Raw genomic sequence first — 19,731 nt, 5'->3', positions numbered from 1 at the left:
CTTGATCCGGGATCCAGCGCGATCAAGTCCTTGATTGCAAAAGACTCTTCTCACGGGGCAGACGCGCCGTGGCTGGATGCCGGATCAAGTTCGGCATGACGGAGGACAGCGTCTCAATCCTCTTTGGTAATCACCCAGGTTTTTGCAACGCCTTACTGTTTTTCAGCAGCTCACCGCTTGGAAAACGCCCGCACCAGCTCCGCATCCTGCTGAAGATTGTCGAGCCATGTCGGGTCGAGTTTGGGTACCGAAGAGAAGAGCAGCTTTGAATAGGGATGCGTCGGCGATTTGATGGCTTCCGTCTCCAGATGCTCCACCTTCTTGCCGGCGTACATCACCACGATTTCGTCGCAGATGGTCTCCACCACCGAGAGATCGTGGCTGATGAAGATGTAAGAGAGCTTCAGCTCCCGCTGCAATTCGCCGAGAAGATCGATGATGGCGGCGGCAACCACGGTGTCCAGCGCCGAGGTTATTTCGTCGCAGATGATGAGTGATGGTTCGGCGGCCAGCGCCCGGGCGAAATTGACGCGCTGCTTCTGCCCGCCTGACAGGCCTGAGGGATGACGGTGGCGCACCGAGCGCGGCAGCTTCACCATGTCGAGAAGCTGATCGACCCGCGCATCCCGGGCCTTGCCCTTCATGCCGTGATAAAAGGTCAACGGCCGGCCGAGAATATCCTCGATCGGTTTCGAAGGGTTGAGCGCGGTATCGGCATATTGGAAAACGATCTGCATGCGGCGCAGCTGGTCGCTTGTCCGATGGCGGGCATCGGCATCCAGCTCCTTGCCTTCGAAAATGACATGGCCGCCTGCCGCCGGAAGAATGCCGGCAATGGCGCGTGCCAGTGTCGATTTTCCGCAGCCGGATTCGCCGATGATACCAAGATTGCGACCGGGATAGACCGAAAGGCTGACGGAATCCACGGCGCGCACGAGCGGCATCCTGTCGTCGCCCTTGGTGCCATATCCAGCGATCAGATTTTCAATATCCAGCAACGGTGCTGCCCGCTCCTGCGTTGGCGGGGCGACCGCGCGGACCTTGTCATGAAATGCCGTCAGCAATTCCTTTGTGTAAGGATGCTGCGCATTTTCGAGAATATCCCTGGTGGTGCCGGTTTCCTGTACCTCGCCGCCTTTCAGCACCACGATCTGGTCGGCGATCTGGGCAACGACGGCGAGATCGTGTGACACATAGACACCTCCGATGCCGCCCTTACGCATTGCCGATTTGAAGGCGCGCAGGACCTCGATCTGGGTCGTGACGTCGAGTGCGGTGGTCGGTTCGTCGAAGATCACCAGCTTTGGATTGCCGATCAGCGCCATGGCCGCGGAGAGGCGCTGAAGCTGACCGCCGGAGACCTGATGCGGATAACGGTCACCGATGGTTTCCGGGTTGGGCAATGAGAGCGCCTTGAAGAGCTCAACCGCGCGTGCACGGGCTTCCTGCGGCGGCATGAGGTGATGGATGCGGGTGACTTCGATGACCTGATCGATGATCTTCTGTGCCGGGTTGAAGGCGGCAGCAGCGCTTTGCGGGACATAAGTGACTTGTGTGCCGCGGACCCTTTCGCGCTCTGTTTCGGAAAGCTGCACCATATCCTGACCCGCCACCTTGACGCTGCCGCCGGAAATGCGGCAACCGGGGCGGGCGTAACCCATCAGCGTCAGGGCGATGGTGGTCTTGCCGGAGCCGCTTTCGCCGATCAGTGCGACGATTTCGCCATCGGCGATATCGATGTCGACGCCCTTGATGATATCGATGCGACGGCCTGAATCGGTGGTTGCCTCGACCTTCAATCCGCGGATTTCAACGAGATTGTTCATGCTTCGCTCCTGTCGCGAATTTTCTGCGGCAGATTGTCGATCAGCAGGTTCACGCTGATCGTCAGGCTTGCAATGGCCAGTGACGGAAAAATGACCGCGGGGGCCGCGAAAGGCAGGCCGCCGATGTTTTCGCGCACCAGCGCACCCCAATCGGCATTGGGTGGCTGCAGGCCGAGGCCAAGGAAGGAAAGGCCAGAAAGAAGCAGGACGATAAACACGAACCGTACGCCGAGATCGGCAAGCACGGGCCGGATGATGTTCGGCAGAATTTCGGAGCCGATGAGATAAAAGAGGCTCTCACCGCGAACACGCGCCACTGTGACGAAATCCATTGTGTTGACATTGACTGCAAGCGCGCGGGCAAAACGATAGGCGCCGGGCGTGTAGATGACCGAGAGCGTGACGATTAATACCGGAATGGACGAACCGACAGCGGCGACGACCACGAGGCCGAAAAGCTTGCTTGGAATGGAATTCACCGCATCGAGAAACCGGCTGAGCGCGGCGTCGAACCAGCCGCCGATGACGGCGGCGCACATGCCGAGCACAACGCCGCAGGTGCAGGCGATGGCGACCGCTGCCAGCGAAATGCCGACCGTGAAACGTGCGCCCATGAGAATACGGGAAAGCACGTCACGACCGAGATAGTCCGAACCGAGCCAGAGCTCTGATGTCATCGGCCCGAAATAATCGAAATCGACGATTTCACCGACCGGATGCGGAATGAGATATGGCGCGAAGATCGCAACCATGGCCCAGAGAAAGATGACGAGAAAGCCGAAAACGCCGACTGCGTTGATCTTGTAACCCAAACGCGAGGTCCCCGAAGTTGTTTTGACATGATCGGCCATCAGCGCAGCCTCGGATTGGACATGATGGCGATGATGTCTGCGGTCGTGATGAGGAGGAGATAACCGACGCAGAAGATCATTGCGCAGGTCTGGATCAGCGGCAGGTCGCGGGTGGCGACGCCATCGACCATCAGCTTGGCGATGCCGGGATAATTGAAGATCGTCTCGACGATGATAACACCGCCGACAAGATAGGAGAGCGAGAGCGCCACCGCGTTGACAATGGGGCCAAGCGCGTTTGGCAGCGCGTGGCGCAGCACGATGCGCATGCGCGGCGCACCCTTCAGCAGCGCCATTTCGACATACGGCGTGTCGAGTGTCTCGATAACGGCGGCGCGGCTCATGCGGATCATTTGGGCGGAGACAACGAAGGTCAGGGTGATGACGGGCATGGCGTAAACACGCAGCACATCGAAAAGCGTGTGCACTTCGCTGACGAGCGATAGCGCCGGCAGCCATTTCAGGTAAACGGCAAAAAGCAGCACCGCGAGCGTCGCGATCATGAATTCCGGCACCGAAATGACGCCGATGGTCAGCACGGTGACGGCCCGGTCATAAAGCGTTCCGCGCAGCATTGCGGAACTGATGCCGAGCGTCAGCGCCAGCGGCACGGCGATGATGGTCGTGATGCCAGCCAGCTTCATGGAGTTGATGAAACGCGGGCCGATGAGATCGGCAATCGCCATGTTATTGGCATAGGACGTGCCGAGATCTCCCTGCACCAGGCCGAAAAGCCAACGGATGAAACGCAGCAGGGCGGGATCGTCGAGATGCATGGCGGTACGCAGGCCCGCAACGGCTTCAGGCGTCGCCGCCTGGCCGAGGAGGATCGTCGCGGTGTCGCCGGGTAACAGGCTGGTGGCTGAAAAGACGATAAATGAGACGATAAGCAGCGTCGTCAGCATGACGACCAGCCGCCTGGCGACAAGGGATAATATCCGGCTGTTCATTCACATGCTCCTGCAACCTGCCTGATGGTGGAGGCTTCCCGCATCTTGCGGAAAGCTTGCCGGGCGCTGTTTCACGCCCGGCACCATGGTTTATCAGGCTTCGAGCCAGACGTATTCCGCGAAGGCGTAACCCATCATGCCGCCGAGTGGATTGGCTTCCAGCCCCTTCAGCTTGGAGGAGATTGCGTCCACATTGGTGAGATAGGCGGGAATGATGGTGCCTGCTTCGTCGGCGATCATCGTCTGCATCTCGAAGTAGATCTGCTTGCGCTTCTCCATGTCGAGCAGGCCGCGCGCCTCCAGCATCAACTTGTCGAATTTTTCCGACTTGTACTGGCTTTCGTTCCACGGCGCGTCCGATGCATAAAGCAGCGAGAACAGGATGTCGGGCGTCGGACGCGGGTTGATGTTGCCGAAATGGATCGGGGCCTTCAGCCAGTAATTGCTCCAGTAGCCGTCGGCGGGAACGCGCTGCACGTCCAGCTTGACGCCGATTTCCGCAGCCGAAGCCTGGATGATCATCGCCATGTCGATGGCCGAGTTCGCCGCGTCGGAGGTAATGACCGGGATGGACTGGCCAATGACGCCGGCTTTTTCGAAGTGGAACTTCGCCTTCTCGGGATCGAAGGCTTTCGGCTTCAGATCCGGATTGTGATAGGGGCTCATGGGCGGCACCGGCTGGTCGTTCCCCACTTCCCCAAGTCCGCGCAGGGCCGCCTTGACGATCTGCTCGCGATTGACGATCGACTTCATGCCGGCAATGAAATCGGCCTTGTTACCGGGTGCCTGATCAAGACGGATGTTGAGATTGGTGTAGTTGCCGGACGTTCCCTTCGACAGGACAACGCCCTCCTGCTTGTCGAGCAGACGGAGCGCGCGCGGGTTGATGGCGGCGGCGAGCTGGATATCACCGGAGAGAAGCGCGTTGACACGGGCATTATCGTCCGAGATCGCGAAGAACTCGAAGCTGTCGACGTGCGGTCCACCGGATTTCCAGTAATTGGTATTCTTCGCCATGATCGAGCGTACCCCCGGCTCGAATTTTTCGAGCTTGAAGGCACCGGTGCCATTGCCCTTGGAGAAATCGGTGGTGCCGTCCGCCACGATCATGAAGTGGTGCATGGCAAGGATCGTCGGCAGGTCGGCATTGGCACTGGCCAGCGTAATCTCGACGGTGCTCTTGTCGACGGCCTTGAAGCCGGTCATCTGTGCCGCGATCTTGGCAACCTTGGAGCCGACGGCTGGATCGAGATGGCGCTTCAGCGAATAGACCACGTCGTCGGCGGTCAGCGCCTTGCCGTCGTGGAAGGTCACTCCTGAGCGGAGTTTTACGGTCCAGGTCTTGGCGTCCTTGGATTCGATCGATTCGGCCAGCTCCATCTGCGGCGTGCCGGAAATGTCGAGAAAGCTCAGGCGGTTGTAGAGCGCGCAGCAGCGGACATAATCCGTCGAGAGCGAGGCTTTGGCCGGATCCAGCGTATCGGCAGTGGAGGCCGACCAGCCCGCCGCCTTCAGCGTGCCGCCGGAAACCGGGGTAGCCGCCACGGCTTGCGACGCGCGGCCGAGGATCGCCGAACCGGCGGAAAGGGCTACGCCGCCCGCCAGCATCATGTGAAGCAGTTCGCGCCGTGTGGCGCCGCGGCGGATTGCCTGTTCAACGGCAGCATCATCGGAGCGGGTCCAGTTTGAAATCCTGTCACTCATGGTCTTCCCCTTTTGTATGATTTCTTGAAATGCGTCTGTAGAAATTACCTGCGGCTGCGCACCGGTGTGCGCCACGCCGACAGCAGGGGCGGCTCAGCCGCCCGTTTGTCTGGCGGCTTCGGCAAGGCCGGCCATGGACGTGAAGTGATAATCCGGTTCGGTGAAGTTTTCCGGCTCGATCGTGCCGCCATATCCCTTCTGGGCATGGCGACGCTCTATCCAGCAATTGGTCATGCCGAGTTTTCGGGAAATGCCGATATCGTGGTACTGGCTCTGCGCCACGTGCAGAATGTCCTCCTTCGACGCTCCTTCGCTTTCCACGAAGGAAAAGACCTTCTCGAAGAAGGCAGGGTCGGGCTTTTCAGTGCCGGTGTCATCCGCGGTGAAAGCGGCGTGGAAGGGGTTGCCGAGTTCCTTCGAGAAACAGTCGAAGGCCCAGCGTCGGGCGTTGGTCATGGCGATCAGGCGGTGGGTCTTTGAAAGTTCGGCCATCGCGGCGCGGCTGTCGGCAAAGCCTTTCCAGTCCTTTGCCGCGTCGCGCAGACGCTCACCATAGGCGCGCTCCACCGGCAGGCCGAGCTCAGGGGCAATGATGAGGTAGACGCGCACGAGATCATCGGGAAAAAGGTCGGTCGCGTCGGAGTAGCGGGCCGCACGGTAGAGCGCGAGCGCCTTTTCACCATCGACCTCAACACCGTTTTCCGCACCGATTGCGGCCAGCGTCGATGTCAGACCCCGTTCGAAATCGATGAGGGTTCCCACCACGTCGAAGCTCATATATTTGAAGTCGCTCAGTTTTTTGGGCAATGTCGGTCTCCGCTCTGCCGCCACGTCCTTTTTAGGGGAGGGTTGCGGCATTTTATTTCGTTCCCGGACGGGATCCTTGTCCCGTTCCCATTTTTGAAAACGCCTGTTTTAGTAGCGTTTTGTGCTTTTTCTTAGGGATAGTTTGGCAGTTCCGGCGCGCCGGATTCTCCGAAATGGATCGGCTCTTCGGCAGAATATTGCGAATATGCGCTGTGTGGCGACATTTCGCGAAGGTGCCGGGAAAGAGCCGGTCGCCGCTTCAGGCCATGGCCGCCCGCACGGCCGGGTCCTCTAACGTCTGATCGAGGGTTTTAAGCGTTCGTTCGATTATCGCATCGATCTCGCCATCCGTACAGCAGAGCGGCGGCGCGTAGCCGAGGATGCCGCTCGCGAAGGCGCGCACGATGAGGCCGTTCTCCCAGGCGCGGTCAAAAACCCTGCGGGCCGGTATGGCCGCTGCCGGAAGCGGGGTTTTTTTCTCCTTGTCGGTCACAAGCTCGACGGCGGCAAGCATGCCGCGGCCGCGCACATCGCCGACCAGCGGATGGCTTCTCAGCCCTTCCAGCCCCGCCATGAGGCGCGCGCCGGCGCGGCGGCCATTCTCCAGCAGCCCGCCTTCGTAGAGCTTCAGCACTTCCAGACCCACGGCTGCGCTGACCGGATGAGCGGAATAGGTATAGCCATGGCCGACCGCCGCTTCGCCTGCGAAATCGGCAATCGTGTCGTAGACATGATCAGCCATGAATACCGCGCCCATCGGCACGTAGCCGGACGTGAGGCCCTTCGCCGCGGTGATGAAGTCGGGCACGATATCTTCGTCGGCGCAGGCAAAAAGCGGGCCGGTACGCCCGAAGCCGGTGATGACTTCGTCGGCGACGAAAAGGATGCCGTATGACTTGCAGAGGTCCCGCATGGCCTTGATCCAGCCGGGCGGCGGTACGAGCACCCCGCCGGAACCCTGAATGGGCTCCGCATAAAAGGCGGCGACGCGCTCCGGACCGATCGTCTCGATCTTGTCCTTCAGAATTTGCAGGGAGGAGGCAATGATGGCGGCGGGATCGCTTCCGGCCGGGTTGCGATAGGCGTAGTGCGACGGGATTTTGTGCTGCCAGTCGTAAGGCACGCCGAAACCAGCATGGAACGCGGGCAGGGCGGTGAGGCCCGAACCGGCGGTGGTGGAGCCGTGATAACCCTGTTCGATGGAGATGAACTGGTCACGCTGCGGCTCACCCCTGGCGTGCCAGTAATAGCGGATGAAACGGATGGTGCTGTCCACGGCATCGGAGCCGCCAAGCGTGAAATAGACATGGTTCAGGTCGCCGGGCGCTCGGTCGGCGAGTTCCGACGCAAGCCGGATGGCCGGCTCGCTGCCAATGTCGAAATAGGCTGTGGCATAGGGCAATTCCCGCATCTGTCTGGCCGCGGCCTCAACGATGCTGTCATGACCATAACCGGCATTCACGCACCACAGACCGGCAAAGCCATCGATGAGCTGGTGGCCGGTGATGTCGGTGACGGTGGCGCCGCTTGCCGATTTCAGCACCCGCACGCCCAGCTTCTCATGGCCGCGGAAGGAGGAGACGGGGTGCACCAGATGGGCGCGGTCCAGTTCGATCAGGGAATTGCTTAACATGGTCTCTCTCCGGATTCAGCCGAGTGCCTGGCTGGTCAATGCAAATGTTCTGAATTTTCTGCCGGGGGCGATGTCGGTCTTCGGTCGGCGCATGGCGATGCCGCCGCCGACATGGGCAAGACCATTTTCGACGAGCCATGGGGCGAGACCCGTATCGGCGGTGGTGTCCACCCGCAGGAACATGCCGGGGCGCTCGGCAATGACGAAAGCGATGAGGGCCTTTGCAGTTTCAGCATTTTCTGCCACGACCGGGCCTATGACCTCACCGCGCCCGAAGGCGCGCAGGGCTGCAAAGCCCTTGAGGACGCCCTCCTGCCGGACTTCGGCAAAACGCGCTCTCGCGACAAGCGCTGCAAAGAGCGGGGTGCGGTCCGCGCCGAACGCCTGCGCATCGAGCACCGCAAGCTCCCCTGGAACGACGGTCTCGAGCCAGGCGACACCCGCCGGCTTTTCGCCAGGAACAGGAACACCCTGATGCTGGAGCACTTCCCCCGAGGCGACGAAGCCCATTTTTTCATAGAGGGGAAGGCCATCGGCCGTGGCGACCAGGCGGCATTCGCGCTTTTCGGTGGCGCCGATCGCCGCATCCATCAGACGGCGGCCAAGACCGCGCCCGCGCATTGCCTCATCCACGATCACCATATTGACGGTGGCGCAGCCATCTCCCAGCAACGTCGCCATTGCGGTTCCGACGACACGGCCGTTTTCGAGCGCGACGAAGCCATTGCTGATTGAAAGGACAAGCGCCCAGTCTTCCTTGCGATGCGGCCAACCGGCCTGGCGCGAGAGTTCGACGGCGGCGTCAAGATGGTCAGGTTGAAAGGACTGGATGTCGATGGGGCTGGCGTGCATGCCGAAACTCCGTTTGCTCTGCTGGTTCATTGATAGACTGAGGTTTGAAGAAGATTGTCCCGACAAATGGGAAGGTTCGATATGTTTCGCTGTTGCTTTTATCCGTTGCCGCATCTTATGCCGCCTGTCGTGCGCGCCTGGCGGCAAACCGGGCCGGGCGAGGAGATCCGGGTTTCTCCGCGCGCAACTCTCTGCCAAACTGGCAGCTACATACGCAACAATCTGCTTTCGCGACGGGCAATTGCGGTGCGCCGACGGGACAAAGGCTTTCTATGATCTCATTATTCCGGCCACACTCGATCCCCAATCAAGGATGACGACGACATGACCATCTTCCGCCCGAAATACATCACTTTCGATTGCTACGGTACGTTGATTAACTTTCAGATGGCCGAGGCAGCCCGCGATCTTTACGGCGACCGCCTGGATGAAGCGCAGATGCAGGAATTCATCAAGAATTTCTCTGCTTATCGTCTGGACGAGGTCATGCATGACTGGAAGCCCTACGCTGAAGTCGTTCACAACGCGCTGTCACGGACATGCAAGCGCAACGGCGTATCCTTCAAGGACGACGATGCCATCATGACCTATGAGCGCGTTCCGACCTGGGGTCCGCACGCGGATGTCCCCGCTGGTCTGGCGAAGGTCGCAAACGAAATTCCGCTCGTCATCCTGTCCAACGCCATGGATTCGCAGATCATGTCGAATGTCGCAAAGCTCGGTGCGCCGTTCCATGCCGTCTATACGGCCGAGCAGGCGCAGGCCTACAAACCGCATTTCAAGGCTTTCGAATATTTGTTCGACATGCTCGGCTGTGGTCCGGAAGACATTCTCCACGTCTCGTCCTCATTCCGTTACGACCTGATGTCGGCCCATGATCTCGGCATCAAGAACAAGGTCTGGGTCAATCGCGGGCACGAACCGGCAAACCCTTATTATGGTTATGTCGAGATCGCCGATATTTCCGGTCTCGCGGGTGTTGTCGGACTGTAAGGAAAGGACCAGGCCATGAAGCTCGTCTCCTACTGGCACGATACTGCCCCCTCTTTCGCGGGGGCGGCGGAAGGTCCTGTAGAGGGTCACTATGATGTGGCCGTCATCGGCGGCGGCTTTACCGGTCTTGGTGCCGCGCGCCAGCTCGCGAAAGCGGGCGCGCGCGTCGTTGTTCTGGAAGGGCAGCGGGTCGGCTGGGGTGCTTCCGGCCGCAATGGCGGGCACCTCAATAACGGCCTTGCCCATTCCTATCTTTCCGCCAAGGCGGAGCTTGGCAAGGAACGAGCCATTGCGCTGTACAAAGCACTGGACGCGTCAATCGACACGCTGGAGAGCCTGATCGCCGAGGAAGGTATCGACTGTAATTTCCGCCGGGCGGGCAAACTGAAAATGGCCTCGAAGCCGCAGCATTTCGAAGGGCTGGCGAGGAATTTCGAAGCTGTATACGCCGAGGTCGATCCCGATACGGCGCTTCTGTCCGCCGCCGATCTTACGACGGAAATAGGTTCGCCCTTTCATGGCGCCATGCTCTCGAAGAAGAGCGCCATGATGCATATGGGCCGTTATGTGGCAGGGCTCGCCGAAGCTGCCAGCCGTCATGGCGCGGTGATCTTCGAAAATGCGTCGGTGACGAAACACATTCAGAACGGCGGGCTTCACGAACTTGAAACCGCGCGCGGCAAGGTGACCGCGGACAATGTTTTCGTTGCGACGGGCGCTTACACGCCCTCCGGTTTCGGTTATTTTCGCCGGCGCATTATCGCCGTCGGCAGTTTCATCATCGCCACGCGGCCGCTGACGGATGCAGAAGTGAAGGCGTCGGTTCCGGGTAATCGAACCTATGTCAATTCCATGAACATCGGCAACTACTTCCGGCTGGCTCCGGATAACCGGCTGATCTTTGGCGGCCGTGCACGCTTCTCCGCCACGTCGGACCAGCGTTCTGACGCCAAGAGCGGAGCGATCCTGACGGAAAGCCTCCATCGCATTTTTCCCCAGCTTTCGCATGTGCCGATAGACTATTGCTGGGGCGGACTGGTGGACATGACCAAGGACCGCTATCCGCGGGCCGGCTATCACGATGGCGTCTGGTATGCCATGGGCTATTCCGGTCACGGGGCGCAGCTTTCCACACATCTCGGCATGGTGGTGGCGGACGCCATTCTGGGGCGGCCGGACAACAACCCGCTAAAGGGGCTTGAGTGGCCGGCGGTGCCAGGTCATTTCGGCAAGCCCTGGTTCCTGCCGCTCGTGGGTTTATATTACAAGATGCTGGACAAGATACAGTAGCCGGCCGCAATTTGTGGCCGCGCCAGCCAGGCGCGGCCACTCCTTGAATGCCCCGGATGAACGGTCAACCCGCGCGCTTCAGTTGAAGGTGGGATACACCCGCTGCAACATTCACGCCGGTTCCCACTTCGGCGCTGATCGGCTGCAGGGCAAAGTTTTTGGCATTGCCGCCGATCAGCGCATTGGCGCCGACACCGACCCCGACCGACGCTCCTGCGGAAGCGCCGACATAATCACCGCTCAGCGCGCCGTCACCCACACGGCTTGCCGCCGTGTTCAGCACGATCCAGCTCATATAGGTCTTGCCGGTCACGCCGATGTCGAGACCGAGCTTGCCGATCTTTCCCGTGTAGCGCTCAGTCTTTCCTGAGCGCTGGCGGAATTCGCAGTTCACCGCCTTGCTGGATCCGACGACGAGGCCGACGCCGCCGGCGATTTCACACGACAGCGTGCCGACACGCTCCTTCTGCGCGGTTTCCGTAGCGCGCTTGCCGTTGTGCTTCGTCTCGGCGGAAGCGAGTGGGGCAATGGCCAGCGTTGCAATTGCAGTTGCGAGAACGAGTTTTTTCATTGTCTGTCACTCCTGTTATCATTCACGAGGCGGATGCGTGGGGAAGAGGCATCCAGATAGGGATAGGGCGGCTGCCGGATCGCGAGATCCGCAATGATCGGCCGCGATGCGAAACATTCCGCGATGATCACCGCACGTTCGAAGGCAGAGAGCGTTTCAACCTCGCCCGAGAGCACAATACGGCCCTCGACCGACGTGACGGAGATTGAGCTTTTCTCCTGTCCGTCAGCATAGGCGATTACGGCCTGCAGGGCGGCGCAGAGGCTGACCTCCTGCGGAAGGCAGCTTGCCGCCGGGTTTGCTTCGCACGCAAGCATCATGGTGAAACCTCCTGCCTTGAACATGGACGGTTCACTTGAATGCTTTTTTGACGGTATCCTTCGTCTGGCCCAGCTTTTCCTGCGCCTGGCCGGCCAGTTTTTCGGCCTTGCCTTCAGCCTGAAGCTTGTCATTGCCGGTGATCTTGCCGGCTGCTTCCTTGATCGTGCCCTTTGCCTGACGGGCGATACCTTCGATACGGTTATTGTCCATGACGAACTCCTTCCATCGTTTGAGCGTGCCGCGGTTGGTAACGGCATGATGGAAAGGTAGCCCTGGAATAGTGCTCCTTGCAGAGCATTAGCTACTAGTTCAACTGGTACAAATTGACCTATTTTGCGGGTGGCGAATGTTGTTTTTCCCGGCGGCCGGCAAAACCGCGCTCCCTAGCCCAGATGACCGCCGCCGTGCGGCGGTTGACGCCGATCTTGCCGTATAGCGACGCGATATGATTGCGGATGGTATGTCTGGACAGGTTCAACCGGTCGCTCATTTCCTTGTCGCTGCATCCGTCGCAGATCAGAGACAATATCTGCTCTTCACGCTCGGTGAGATCCTTGAGCGAAGCGGAGGATGACGCCCCGCGGGAATTCTGCCTGAGCCCTGCCAGCCGTTCCACCACGGTGCGACTGAACCATGATGTATCGGCCATGACGCTCTCGATCGCCTCGATCAGTTCGTTCTCGGAGCGGCGTCGCTCCGTCACATCCTGTATCGCCCAGATGACACAGAGCTGGTCATTGATCTCGGCGCGTTCTGCAGAAACGATACATTCGGCCGCGCTGCCATCGGCAAGGTTCATGCGCAGGTTCTCGTTGCGGATCGGGATATTGTCCTTCAGCCGCTTTTCGACATCGCGCCGTGCTGCCACATCGTCCCACAATTTCAGTTCGCTCGCCGTCTTGCCCACCACCTCGGCTTCCTTGCGTCCGCACAGCGTCAGAAATGCATCGTTGACTTCTGTCAGCACGAAATCTTCAAGCCTCGAAATCGCAGCCGGTGCGGGCGAGAGTCGGAAGGATTTGAAAAAGCGCTCCTCGCTCTGGCGAAGTGCATTTTGTGCTTTCCGGCGGCCGTCGAGATCGGCGAAGGTAAAAAGCATGCACGGCTCTTCGGCAACGGCGATGGTTTCTCCCGCCACGATCACCAGCCGGTCGCCGCCGGGAATGGGGATGAGCGCCTCACGCTGGCGTATGACACGTCCTTCATGCAGGCGTTTCAGCGCATCCTCGCCGGTATCGCATTCGGAAAACAGGCCGAGTTCCTCGACGCTGATGCCGATAATATCCTCCCGGCTGAAGCCGGTCATTTCCAGAAAGCCCTGGTTGACACGAATGAAGCGCTGGTCTTCAAGCCTGCAGATGAGACCAGGTGCGGGATTTGCGTTAAAAGCACTCTCGAAACGTGCCTCCGCTTCGTAGCGCGGCGTCTCGTCACGAATGATCAGCACCAGCACATCCGGTTTCGCGCCGGCATCTTCCAGGATAAGGCCACGCACGGTGTGCACCCAGCATTCGGTTTCATCGTCACTCGGCGATATTTCCACCGTGACGTCTTCAAAGGTTTCGCCGGCAAGAAGCCGCTCAAGCGGATACTGCCCTGCTTCTAGAAGATGATTATTGCGATACCGAAGCGTGAAATTCCGCCGGTAGCTTTCGGTATCGTCGCCGAGTTCGGATACCGATTCTATGCGGTGCATCACAAGCGCCGCCCTGTTGGCCCAGGCGATTGTTCCGTCGTTTTCGAGAAGGATCAGCCCGTCGCTCAGCCCGGTTACGAGATTTTGCAATACGAGCCGGTTGATCTTGGGAATGGTCACGCTGTCGTCCATGTCGCCCCTGGCATCTAGAAACTTTATGCCTTTATAACGCCAAGTTCCGCCAAGTGTTGCAAGGCACGGATAGACGACACGATAACGCGCCGCTTGACCGCGATAAGCGCGCCGGAATCGGATGGTGCGGATTTGTTGGCTGTCCGTCATCCCGTCACCTCAAGGTTCATTTTCGCCCCCTGCAAACGCGGCGGTGATCACTTGCTTATGGGCGCGCGCATCGGACATACTGCCTCTTGAACCACAGATGCCAAGGGCGAGACGACGCCAGAGACTTGAAGCTGGATCGCGCAGCCATCCGAGAAGATTGAGCCATGAATACCCGATTCCTCGAAACCTTTCTCTGGGCTGCCCGATTGAGCAGCTTTTCGGCAGCCGCGGAACGCTTGCACACGACCCAGGCATCTGTTTCAAACCGCATCGCCGCGCTGGAGCGGGAGCTTGGCGTCGTCCTGTTCACGCGTGATGTGCGCTGCGTCAACCTGACTCCCGCCGGTCGTCTGGCGCTGCAACATGCCGAAAAGATCGTCAATCTCACCGGCGAATTCCGGCAAATCGTCAGCAATCGGGAAGCGCTGAGGGGGACGGTGAGGATCGGTGCTGCCGATACGATCGTGTATGCCTGGCTGCCGCTTCTCATCCGCCGCATGAACGAGCAATATCCCGGCGTCAGTCTGGATCTGACAATCGATACCAGCCTGAAACTCTCCCAGCGTATCCAGAACGGCGAGGTGGATGTCGGCTTCATCATGGGGCCGATCATGGCTGCTGACATCTATAACTCACCGCTTTGCACCTTCGAATCCTGCTGGGTGGGCGCGGTCGAACTGCCGCTGCCGGAAACCGGCGTGACGCTTGAAGATATCGCGCATTTTCCGTTGCTTACCTTCTCCACCGGCTCGCAGCCGCATCAGGCGTTGCGGGCGCTTCTGGATTCGCACGGCCTGTCCGACAGCCGCATTTATAATTCGAATTCACTGTCGATCATGACACGCCTCGTGGCCACGGCCGTCGGCGTCGGTGCGCTGCCGCGTGTCTTGGTGGACGGCATCATCAAATCTGGCGAAGCGCGTATTCTCGACATCACGCCATCGGTGCCGCCCCTGACCTTTCACACGGTTTACCAGGAGCGAGGCGACAATGCGCTCGCCCGCGCGATCGCCGACATGGCGACGGAGATCGTCAGTGAAACCACGATTCAATGGATGACCGCCGCAGCTTAATTTTTATGCTGCATTGCAAGATGATTAATCTATAAGCTTATCTTATGGGTTTCGATAGAGTTTTTCCGTTTGTCACGAAAACAGTTCCCGTTCTTAATTCTCCTCGCAACATGAGAGGAGAGCAACGTGAAAGTCTCACTTGTTCAAATGAATACCCAGAATGACAAGGCAGAGAACCTGAAGGTTGCTGCCGATTTGATTGAGAAGGCAGTCAAGGCGGACAATCCTGACCTTGTTGTTCTTCCTGAATACTTCGCATTTCTTGGAGATAATCCTCGGGAGATGCATGAAAGCGGCGAGGAATTTCCTGGCGGTGAAATCTATACGCTGCTTTCGGGGCTCGCGAAGAAGCATGCCATAACGCTCCATGCCGGCTCCATCGTCGAGAAGGAAGGCAACCGCTTCTATAATTCGACCCTCGTTTTCGGCCCTGATGGCAAGCAGATCGCCCGTTATCGCAAGATTCACCTGTTCGACGTCGATACGCCGAACGGCATCAGCTACCGCGAATCCGATTCCGTCGCCCGCGGCGAAGAGGTCGTAACCTATAAGGTTGGCGACAAGACGGTCGGTTGCGGCATCTGCTACGATATCCGCTTCCCGGAACTGTTTCGTGCGCTGCGGGACAAGGGCGCGGACGTCATCGTTCTGCCGGCTGCATTCACGCTGATGACGGGGAAGGACCATTGGGAAGTGCTGGCCCGCGCCCGCGCCGTCGAGACGCAGACCTATTTCCTTGCCGTCGGACAGATCGGCACCCATGCGGGTGGAAAGAAAGCCTGCTGGGGACATTCCATGGTCATCGATCCGTGGGGTCACATCGTCGCGCAATGCTCCGACACTGTCGGGACAGCCGGCGCTGCTCTCGACTTCGACTATTCGGCCAAGGTGCGCGCCAACGTGCCGGTGGCGAACCACCACGTTCTCTGATCGGAGAAAGACCCAATGTTTATCGTCAACCCCATGCCGGAACAGATCGGCCCCGACATCATCGAACTTCTTGAAAAGGTCGAAGTGGCCACGATCGGCCATGTGCTCCATTCCGGTTTCGTCGATCCTGAAATCCGGGCGGTCCTTCCGGGCAAGCGCGTGGCGGGCACCGCCGTCACGCTTCGCATCCCGAATGCGGATTCGACCATGCTGCACTACCTGACGCAACTCGTGCGTCCGGGCGATATCGTTCTCATCGACCGTTGCGGTGATACCCGCCACGCCTGCTGGGGCGGCGTCATCACCAACACCATGAAGATGGCCGGTGTCAAAGCCGGTGTCGTCGATGGTCCGGCGACCGATTTTTCGGAGTTCACCAAGGTGGACATGCCCATGTGGTGCCGCGGCCCGTCGCCGATCACCACGAAGATCCTCGGTCTGGAAGGCGCGATCAATATTCCGATCAGCGTTGGCGGCCAGGTGATCAATCCGGGTGATGCGATCCTGTGCGATGAGAGCGGCGTGGTCGCCCTTCATCCGAGCCAGGCTCGCGCCATGGCGGAGCGCGCCATCGGCATGCAGGAAGCCGAGATCGTGCTTCTGGAGCGCCTGCGCAACGGCGAGAAGCTGCCGGATATTTCGGGCGCCAACAAATTCGTCCAGGCCAAGCTCAGCGCCTGACACAGGCTTACGGGTGGCGGATCCGTTCGCCACTCCCAATAACAATAGAGGAGAACAGGACAATGAAGAAAACGATACTTCTGAGTGGGATTCTCATGCTCGGTGCGGCTGCCCTGCCGGCGCAGGCCCAGCAGACCGTGACGTTCCTCGGCTATAGCGGCCTTTTCCAGGAGCGTTACACGAAGGCCGTCATCGAGCCTTTCATGGCCGCCAACCCTGACATCAAGGTCGAATATTTCCCGCAGCAGGGTTCTGCCGCCATGCTCGGCGCGCTGCGCGCCCAGAAAGCTGCTCCACAATCCGATATCGCGCTGATGGATGTCTCTGTTGCCAAAACCGGCACGGATGAAGGCCTGTTTGACAAGATCGATGAAAGCGTGACGAAGAATGTCGCCGACCTTTATCCGAACGCCCGCTTCGAAGGTGTGGCCGGTGTTGGCGTGACTTTCGACAATCTGGTTCTCATCTACAATACCGATGCGGTCAAGACCGCCCCGGATAGCTGGAATGCCCTGAAGGACAGCGCATTCAAGGGCAAGGTCGCCATGCTGAGCGCCCCTGACATCGTCGGCATCGGCACCACGATCATCATGGATCACATGAATGGCGGCACTGATTTCATCAAGAACATCGATGCCGGCATCAAGGCCATGGCGGAAGTGGCGCCGAACGTTCAGACCTGGGAACCGAAACCGGAAGTCTATCCGAATGTCGTCAATGGCCAGGTATCGCTGGGCGTGGGCTGGAACGCCCGCAGCCAGGTGAACGCCGATGGTTCCAAGGGTAAGATGAAGGTCGTTCTTCCGAAGGAAGGTACGATCCTCCAGATCAATACGCTCAACCTCGTCAAAGGAGGCCCTTCGTCCGAGGCGGCCCGCAAGTTCGTCGATTATGCATTGAGCCCGGAAGCCCAGGCCGCCTTCACCGCCGCCATGTATTATGCGCCGACCAATGCCAAGGCCACGGTGGCTGCCGATGTCAGCGATCGCACGGTCGTCAAGGCGATGGACAAGGTCATTCCGGTTGACTGGATCGGCCTCTCGAAGGTTCGTGACCAGATCACGCAGGACTGGCGTCGCAAGGTCATTCCGCTCAGCCGCTGAGGCTTTTCGCGCCTGGCGCGAGCAATGGCAAGACTTCCGCACCCCTTGTCGGCTGCGGAAGCAGCATACCAAACCTTTCGGCTCATCTTCCCCATCGACGCTCGGATCGGTGCCGAGGTGGGTCGGCGCGCAAGGGACAGGACATGTTCAAGACGCCAAGTGTCTGACATGCTCTGGAGAAAGGCAAAAAGCCAGAATGGGAACTTCAGACATCATGCAGCCAGGATTTCTCTCAATTCGTTCGCTGACCAAGCGCTATGAAACCATGGTCGCCGTGGATAATCTCAATCTCGAGATACCCAAGGGCGAACTGGTCGCCTTTCTCGGTCCGTCCGGCTGCGGCAAGTCGACGTCGCTGCGCATGATTGCCGGGCTTGCCCCGGTGACGTCGGGTTCGATCCTGATCGATGGCAAGGACGTAACCCGGCTTGCGCCCTACAAGCGTGATATTGGCCTTGTTTTTCAGAGCTATGCGCTGTTCCCGCATATGACGGTTCTCAAGAACGTCATGTTCGGTCTTGAAATGCGCAAGGTGCCGGCTGCGGAAGCGGAACGGCGTGCCCGTGAGGCAATCGCCATGGTGCGTCTGGAAGGGCGCGAGGACCGCCGACCGGCCCAGCTTTCCGGCGGCCAGCAGCAGCGTGTCGCACTGGCACGTGCTCTCGTCATCCAGCCCTCCATTCTCCTGTTCGACGAGCCTCTTTCCAATCTCGACGCCAAGCTGCGCGACGAGATGCGCTCTGAAATACGCCGTATCCAGAAACAGCTCGGCATCACTTCGATCTTCGTCACCCATGATCAGGTGGAGGCGCTCAGCATGTGCGACAAGGTCGCCGTTCTCAATGGCGGGCGTCTGGAACAGCTCGGCACGCCGCACGACCTCTACGAGCGCCCGGCGACGGCATTCGTCGCCTCTTTCGTCGGCCGCACCAACCGCCTGGTCGGAAACGCGGTCGGCGATCACATCACGGTCGGTGATGCGGTATTGCGGGCGCCCGGTTCGCACAACGGCAAGATCGACCTTATGGTCCGGCCGCATCGCATGGCCATGACGGTGGCCGGTGACGTCGCGCCCGATTTCGAGGGAGCACCGGTCAATCGTATCACCGGTGAAGTCCGCGATGTCTATTATGCCGGTGACATCCTCCATTACGAGATCGCCGCGGGCGGCCAGACGCTGTCCGTAGAGCGTGCCACATCAGGCGGCGAAACGCCGGTGGCGGCGGGCAGCGCGGTCAGCCTCGTCTGGCGCGTGGAGGACACGCTGGTCTTCGGAGCAAACCAATGACAGCGGCGGTCATGATCACGGCTCCCGGCAGCCGTACATCCTCCATGGTGTTTCTCGCAACGCTTCTTCTCGGGCCGATCATTGCGGTCAACGGCCTTGCCTTTGTGATGCCGGTCTTCAACCTGCTCCTGCTTTCTTTCCGCGAAAGCATCGGCGGCGGCGGTCTTGGCGAAGCCCACACACTCGACAACTGGACATCGACGCTGACCGACGGTTTTTATATCGAACTGATCGGCGAGAGCATTCTGACCAGCCTCTTGATCACCGTCCTCACGCTCATCGCTTCCTATCCCATCGCGCTCTATCTTCACCGGGCGCAGGGTCGCTGGAAGACGCTGCTGCTGGTACTGGTCATCTCGCCGCTTTTGACCTCGGCCGTGGTGCGTACCTATGGCTGGATCGCGATCCTTGCCGATGACGGCCTCATCAACAATATCCTCTTCGCATTCGGTGCGGAAAGCGGTGTGCGGCTGCTGTTCAACAAGGTCGGCGTTGTCATCGGTCTCACCGAAATCTTGATGCCCTATATGATCCTGGCGCTGCTTGCCGGTTTTGGCAGGCTCGATCCGCGTGTCGAGGAGGCGGCCGAAACACTCGGCGCATCGCCCTGGAAGGTGTTCTGGCGCATCATCGTGCCGCTCACCATGCCTGGTGTCGCGCTCGGTTGCCTGCTCTCTTTTGTCCTCGCCGTCAGTTCGTTCATCACCCCCAAGCTGCTTGGCGGCGGGCGTGTCTTCCTTCTGGCGACGGAAATTTACGATCAGGCCATCGTGACGCTCAACTGGCCGCTCGCTGCGACGTTGTCGATGATCATTCTCGTGATCTTCGGTGCAGCTCTGGTGCTTTATTCCCGGCTTCTGCGGGCCATTCTTTAGGGGAG

At 59.6% G+C, this 19,731-nt stretch carries 19 protein-coding genes; 8 read left to right on the top strand and 11 right to left on the bottom strand.

What is annotated here, in order from left to right; genetic code table 11:
• Positions 1 to 170: 170 nt before the first annotated feature.
• The 7 genes from HQN82_RS15870 to HQN82_RS15840 form a co-directional block, all read right to left on the bottom strand.
• Positions 171 to 1,826: an ABC transporter ATP-binding protein gene (locus HQN82_RS15870; RefSeq protein ID WP_064263455.1), complete on the bottom strand. Its 1,656-nt coding sequence runs from the start codon at positions 1,824 to 1,826 to the stop codon at positions 171 to 173.
• The gene (locus HQN82_RS15865; protein WP_004445444.1) at positions 1,823 to 2,677 is read right to left on the bottom strand and encodes an ABC transporter permease; all 855 of its coding nucleotides are present in this window, start codon (positions 2,675 to 2,677) and stop codon (positions 1,823 to 1,825) included. The genes HQN82_RS15870 and HQN82_RS15865 overlap by 4 nt, the downstream gene beginning before the upstream one ends.
• Positions 2,677 to 3,627 (bottom strand): ABC transporter permease, encoded by a 951-nt coding sequence (locus HQN82_RS15860; RefSeq protein WP_004445443.1) that lies wholly within the window; start codon positions 3,625 to 3,627, stop codon positions 2,677 to 2,679. Before HQN82_RS15860 ends, HQN82_RS15865 begins: the two co-directional genes overlap by 1 nt.
• A gap of 93 nt (positions 3,628 to 3,720) precedes the next feature.
• Complete coding sequence (locus HQN82_RS15855) at positions 3,721 to 5,331, bottom strand: ABC transporter substrate-binding protein (RefSeq protein WP_006698417.1); 1,611 nt, start codon at positions 5,329 to 5,331, stop codon at positions 3,721 to 3,723.
• A 93-nt stretch (positions 5,332 to 5,424) separates the two neighbouring features.
• Positions 5,425 to 6,138, bottom strand: a complete 714-nt coding sequence (locus HQN82_RS15850) for an HAD-IA family hydrolase (RefSeq protein WP_173615198.1) — start codon at positions 6,136 to 6,138, stop codon at positions 5,425 to 5,427.
• 259 nt (positions 6,139 to 6,397) lie between these two features.
• Complete coding sequence (locus HQN82_RS15845) at positions 6,398 to 7,771, bottom strand: aspartate aminotransferase family protein (RefSeq protein WP_064263452.1); 1,374 nt, start codon at positions 7,769 to 7,771, stop codon at positions 6,398 to 6,400.
• Positions 7,772 to 7,786: 15 nt separating this feature from the next.
• Positions 7,787 to 8,623 carry a GNAT family N-acetyltransferase gene (locus HQN82_RS15840; protein ID WP_064263545.1) on the bottom strand — a complete coding sequence of 279 codons (837 nt, stop codon included), beginning with the start codon at positions 8,621 to 8,623 and terminating at the stop codon, positions 7,787 to 7,789.
• A 324-nt stretch (positions 8,624 to 8,947) separates the two neighbouring features.
• Between HQN82_RS15840 and HQN82_RS15835 the strand changes: the two genes are divergently transcribed.
• Both HQN82_RS15835 and HQN82_RS15830 read left to right on the top strand, forming a co-directional pair.
• Entirely contained in the window at positions 8,948 to 9,616 is a 669-nt protein-coding gene (locus HQN82_RS15835) for a haloacid dehalogenase type II (RefSeq protein WP_035206927.1), read from the top strand.
• A gap of 15 nt (positions 9,617 to 9,631) precedes the next feature.
• Positions 9,632 to 10,906, top strand: coding sequence for an NAD(P)/FAD-dependent oxidoreductase (locus HQN82_RS15830; protein WP_064263451.1), 1,275 nt, complete (start codon positions 9,632 to 9,634; stop codon positions 10,904 to 10,906).
• Positions 10,907 to 10,970: 64 nt separating this feature from the next.
• On the opposite strand, the gene HQN82_RS15825 is transcribed toward HQN82_RS15830, so the two are convergent.
• From HQN82_RS15825 to HQN82_RS15810, 4 genes are all read right to left on the bottom strand, one after another.
• On the bottom strand, positions 10,971 to 11,477 hold the full coding sequence (locus HQN82_RS15825; RefSeq protein ID WP_037091350.1) for a DUF992 domain-containing protein: 507 nt from the start codon (positions 11,475 to 11,477) through the stop codon (positions 10,971 to 10,973).
• Positions 11,474 to 11,821, bottom strand: a complete 348-nt coding sequence (locus HQN82_RS15820) for a BON domain-containing protein (protein WP_006698410.1) — start codon at positions 11,819 to 11,821, stop codon at positions 11,474 to 11,476. The genes HQN82_RS15825 and HQN82_RS15820 overlap by 4 nt, the downstream gene beginning before the upstream one ends.
• A 7-nt stretch (positions 11,822 to 11,828) precedes the next feature.
• The gene (locus tag HQN82_RS15815; RefSeq protein ID WP_004445431.1) at positions 11,829 to 12,008 is read right to left on the bottom strand and encodes a CsbD family protein; all 180 of its coding nucleotides are present in this window, start codon (positions 12,006 to 12,008) and stop codon (positions 11,829 to 11,831) included.
• 118 nt (positions 12,009 to 12,126) lie between these two features.
• Positions 12,127 to 13,626, bottom strand: coding sequence for a helix-turn-helix transcriptional regulator (locus tag HQN82_RS15810; RefSeq protein WP_044459216.1), 1,500 nt, complete (start codon positions 13,624 to 13,626; stop codon positions 12,127 to 12,129).
• A gap of 314 nt (positions 13,627 to 13,940) precedes the next feature.
• Between HQN82_RS15810 and HQN82_RS15805 the strand changes: the two genes are divergently transcribed.
• The 6 genes from HQN82_RS15805 to HQN82_RS15780 all read left to right on the top strand — a co-directional run bounded on the left by HQN82_RS15805 (position 13,941) and on the right by HQN82_RS15780 (position 19,726).
• Positions 13,941 to 14,849: a LysR family transcriptional regulator gene (locus HQN82_RS15805; RefSeq protein WP_004445429.1), complete on the top strand. Its 909-nt coding sequence runs from the start codon at positions 13,941 to 13,943 to the stop codon at positions 14,847 to 14,849.
• Positions 14,850 to 14,996: 147 nt separating this feature from the next.
• Positions 14,997 to 15,779, top strand: coding sequence for a carbon-nitrogen hydrolase family protein (locus HQN82_RS15800; protein WP_006698408.1), 783 nt, complete (start codon positions 14,997 to 14,999; stop codon positions 15,777 to 15,779).
• 15 nt (positions 15,780 to 15,794) lie between these two features.
• Entirely contained in the window at positions 15,795 to 16,460 is a 666-nt protein-coding gene (locus tag HQN82_RS15795) for an RraA family protein (RefSeq protein WP_006698407.1), read from the top strand.
• A 62-nt stretch (positions 16,461 to 16,522) separates the two neighbouring features.
• A complete protein-coding gene (locus HQN82_RS15790; protein WP_064263450.1) occupies positions 16,523 to 17,563 on the top strand; it encodes an ABC transporter substrate-binding protein in 1,041 nt (346 codons plus the stop codon).
• 214 nt (positions 17,564 to 17,777) lie between these two features.
• A complete protein-coding gene (locus HQN82_RS15785) occupies positions 17,778 to 18,851 on the top strand; it encodes an ABC transporter ATP-binding protein (protein WP_064263543.1) in 1,074 nt (357 codons plus the stop codon).
• Positions 18,848 to 19,726, top strand: coding sequence for an ABC transporter permease (locus HQN82_RS15780; protein ID WP_064263449.1), 879 nt, complete (start codon positions 18,848 to 18,850; stop codon positions 19,724 to 19,726). Before HQN82_RS15785 ends, HQN82_RS15780 begins: the two co-directional genes overlap by 4 nt.
• Positions 19,727 to 19,731: the final 5 nt, after the last annotated feature.

Origin of the sequence: Agrobacterium pusense (assembly GCF_013285525.1) — a bacterium.
In the GTDB taxonomy this organism is placed as follows: domain Bacteria; phylum Pseudomonadota; class Alphaproteobacteria; order Rhizobiales; family Rhizobiaceae; genus Agrobacterium; species Agrobacterium pusense.
This window is presented reverse-complemented; position numbering and strand designations above follow the sequence as displayed.